The organism is Oceanispirochaeta sp. (assembly GCF_027859075.1).
Classification (GTDB): domain Bacteria; phylum Spirochaetota; class Spirochaetia; order DSM-2461; family DSM-2461; genus Oceanispirochaeta.
Genome location: NZ_JAQIBL010000121.1, coordinates 1 through 3615, shown reverse-complemented (window position 1 = coordinate 3615; position 3615 = coordinate 1). Strand labels below are relative to the sequence as shown.

The following is a 3615-nucleotide window of genomic DNA, read 5'->3' as shown; positions in this document are numbered from 1 at the left end:
GGACTATTACAGGAAATTCGGTGACAAGAGCTCTCAGGTTGAACTTTTCATAACCCAGCTGGAACTGGCTGACCAGAACGATGTTCCTGTTATCATTCATAACAGAAATGCCGGCAAGGACATCCAGGAAATATTGAGCACTAGAATGCCCTCCAGGGGTGGAGTCCTTCACTGTTACTCTGAAGACTGGGAATATGCCAAAAAGATTCTGGACAAACATGACAATATGTATTTTTCTTTTGCTGGAAATGTAACTTACAGAAATGCAAGAAACCTCCATGATACAGTCAGATACCTCCCTCTGGACAGAATAGTGATTGAAAGTGAGAGTCCTTTTATGGTTCCTGCTGCTTTCAGGGGTAAGAGAAACAAGCCCATTTATCTGCCTTCAACAGCCGAGTTTGTAGCATCTTTACGTGAAGAACCGGAAGAAGAAGTTTATGAAGCCCTCTTTGAAAACGCAAGGACCCTCTTCGGTCTCTCATGAGTCAATCACTCAAATTGTATAAACCTCTCCGCCTGGACAAGAATGTCGAAGTAGAGGGGAATATTTTTGCCGCACCTCTGGCTGGTTATACGGACAGAGCCTTTCGGACAGTTTGTACCGAACAGGGAGCCGACCTATGTTACACCGAAATGGTATCCTGCGAGGCCCTTGTCAGAGGCAGCGGAAAAACTGAAGACCTCCTGCAAAAGTCCGAGGCGGAAAAGATTTATGCCGTACAGATTTTCTCAGGCACTGCTTCGGCGGCGGGTGAAGCCGTTGGTATGGTCTCACGGTTCAAACCGATTCTCATAGATCTAAACTGCGGTTGCCCCGTTCCCAAGATCATAAAGTCAGGAGCCGGGTCGGACCTGATGCGCCATCCCGATAGAATCGCTGAGATAGTCAGAGCCATGAAAGACAACACAGACATTCCCATTACCGTAAAAATCCGAACAGGATGGGATGCCCTGTCCCTGAATTACCTGGAAGCCGCCGAGAGGGCCGTTAAGGCGGGAGCCTCTCTTGTGACCATGCATGCACGGACAAAGAGCCAGGCTTATGGAGGCAGTGCAGACTGGAGTCATCTAAAAAAACTGAAAGAAGTCCTGGGAAACATTCCCGTTGTAGGGTCGGGAGACCTTTTCACACCAGAAGCTGTTGAGGCCATGCTGCAGCAGACCGGAATAGACGGCGTCATGCTGGCCCGGGGTGTCATCGGAAACCCCTTTCTCTTTAGAGAAACCAGACATTATCTTCTGACGGGAGAGATTTTACCTGGCCCCAGTCCCTATGAAAAGATGGAAATGGCTTTCAGACAACTGTCCCTGGCTGTCCATTACAAAGATGAGAGGACCGCTGTGAATGAGATGAAAAAGCAGCTCTGCGCCTATACAAAAGGTCTCCCCGGATCATCGGAGATCAGGAATAAGATGGTTCATTCTGAGGACTTTGAAACCTACAAAAAAATATTCCGGGAGTATCTGGAAAGCTTCAGTTAATAATTCTTAACATAAAAATGACAATCATCTTGATTTTTTCATTTGCCCTCTTATCTTACAAAAGTTAGAATAGTTTAATCTCATACAATGATAAGGATCAATGAATGGCCTATGTAATCAGCGGTATACAGCAACTTGGTGTCGGTGTCGGGAACAAGAAAGACGCATGGCAGTGGTATCGAAAGTATTTAGGTATGAATGTTCCTGTTTTCCAGGAAGCCGCTGAGGCACCTTTGATGACTCATTACACCGGAGGAGTCGTTCAATCCAGAGATGCAGCCCTGGCTCTCAACCTGAAAGGGGGCAGCGGATTTGAAATCTGGCAGTATACCAGCCGGGAAACGGCCTACCCGGAACAGGAGATGGTCCTGGGAGATTGGGGTATTCAGATTGGAAAGATCAAGACTCCGGATGTTCAGAAATGTTATGACTTCTACAAGACGGAAGCTGTGAACCTTCTGAATGAACCTTCCATTGATCCTGCGGGAAATCTGCATTTTCATATGAAAGATCCCTGGGGCAATATTTTTGAAATGACTGAACGTCCCGATTACTTTCAGAAGAACTCTTCCATCACGGGAGGCCCCTGTGGTGCGGTGATGGGTGTCAGCGACATAGACAGGGTTCTACCCCTTTTTCAGAAAGTTCTGGGATATGATGTGATCTATTTTGATGAGACCTCAGTTTTTGATGACTTAAAGGGACTGCCCGGAGGAGATCAGACATTCAGACGGGTCCTCCTGGGACACGGGGAACCCCGAGAAGGCGCTTTTTCCAGGGTTTTTGGAGAAAGTACAATAGAGCTGATTCAATGTCAGGACAGAGAGGGTGCGCCGATTTTCAGGGACCGCTTCTGGGGAGATGCCGGATTTATCCACCTTTGTTTTGACATTGCCGGAATGGACGATCTGGGCAGGACTCTAAAGGCGGAAGGTTATCCTTTTACGGTGGACAGTGAGGGGTCTTTTGATATGGGAGAGGCGGCCGGCCGCTTTACCTACATTGAAGATCCTGACGGAACACTGCTGGAGTTTGTTGAGACCCACAAGGTTCCCATCATGAAAAAAATGAACTGGTATCTGAACCTTAAAGGAAGGAATCCGGAAAAGCCCCTGGCCGACTGGATGATGAAGCTCTTAGGCCTGGGACGCATCCGGAACTAAAGGTCAGAACCATAAAAAAAGGCTGATCCAATCTTCTGACGGGACCAGCCTTTCCTATTTATAATGTTCTGAAACTTAAATGATTTCCACCAAACCACCGGCAGAGGTGAATCCACCGCCAAAGGCGGTCAATCCCAGAAGCCCCGTTGTGGACTCTTTCATGATGCTTTCCAGGCAGAGGGGAATTGTGCAGGAAGATGTATTTCCCCGATTCCTGATCTGGCTGTAGACCCTGCCTTCCGGCAGTTTCAGGCGTTGCTTGACCGCATTGATGATCCTCTGGTTGGCCTGATGGGGCACAATCAGATCAAGATCTTCCACCTGGATGCCGTTCTCTGTGCAGACCTTAGCTAAAAGAGTAATCATGCTGTGAACAGCTTCCAGATAAACCTTGGGGCCATTCATAAAGATGGTTCGGGAAGTATCTGCGGGTACAGTCAGGATGGTTCCATCTTCTCCAGCTGCGGCAGTGACCGGGCGGTAAACCCGGGCCTTCCCCTTCAGAGGACTTTCCGAGCCTGTGACAATGGTGGCTGTGGCGGCATCTCCAAAAATGGGAGAGGTTGATTTATCTGTTAGATCTACCAGAGGAGAAAGAACTTCCGCGGTCACCACAAGAATAATTCCATCGGGACGGGTATTCAGAAAATCCCAGGCACTCTGCAGGGCATAGAGATAACCTGAACAGGCGGCATTGATGTCAAATGCCGGACAGAAGAGGGCATGTTTTCCCTCGGGAATCAGAGTATGCTGAATCCGTGTTGCCAGAGAGGGAGTGATTGTTCCGGGAGTCCCTGAAGTCACAATGATGAGACTCAGATCATTCAGGCTGAGATGATTCCGGGCCAGCACAGTTTTGACAGCTTTTTCAGATAAAGAGATGATATCTTCCCCCGGGGCAATCCAGTTCCGGATTTCGATGCCTGTCATTTTAAGGATTTCACCCTCTTCCCAGCCGGGACACTGC

At 48.4% G+C, this 3615-nt stretch carries 4 protein-coding genes; 3 read left to right on the top strand and 1 reads right to left on the bottom strand.

Annotation, left to right across the window (positions count from 1 at the left end):
- The 3 genes from PF479_RS06725 to PF479_RS06715 form a co-directional block, all read left to right on the top strand.
- On the top strand, window positions 1-487 hold a 487-nt coding region (locus tag PF479_RS06725; RefSeq protein ID WP_298003920.1), incomplete at its 5' end, for a TatD family hydrolase.
- Window positions 484-1485, top strand: coding sequence for a tRNA dihydrouridine synthase DusB (dusB, locus tag PF479_RS06720; RefSeq protein ID WP_298003917.1), 1002 nt, complete (start codon window positions 484-486; stop codon window positions 1483-1485). The genes PF479_RS06725 and dusB, both read left to right, overlap by 4 nt.
- Before the next feature lie 104 nt (window positions 1486-1589).
- Complete coding sequence (locus PF479_RS06715; RefSeq protein ID WP_298003914.1) at window positions 1590-2648, top strand: VOC family protein; 1059 nt, start codon at window positions 1590-1592, stop codon at window positions 2646-2648.
- A 75-nt stretch (window positions 2649-2723) separates the two neighbouring features.
- On the opposite strand, the gene PF479_RS06710 is transcribed toward PF479_RS06715, so the two are convergent.
- Window positions 2724-3615: 3-oxoacyl-ACP synthase III family protein (locus PF479_RS06710; protein ID WP_298003911.1), on the bottom strand; the 892-nt coding region annotated here is incomplete at its 5' end.

Excerpts from the sequence above, each read along its gene's own strand:
- PF479_RS06715 (WP_298003914.1), top strand. The coding sequence starts at position 1,590 with ATGGCCTATGTAATCAGCGGTATACAGCAACTTGGTGTCGGTGTCGGG.
- dusB (WP_298003917.1), top strand. The coding sequence starts at position 484 with ATGAGTCAATCACTCAAATTGTATAAACCTCTCCGCCTGGACAAGAAT.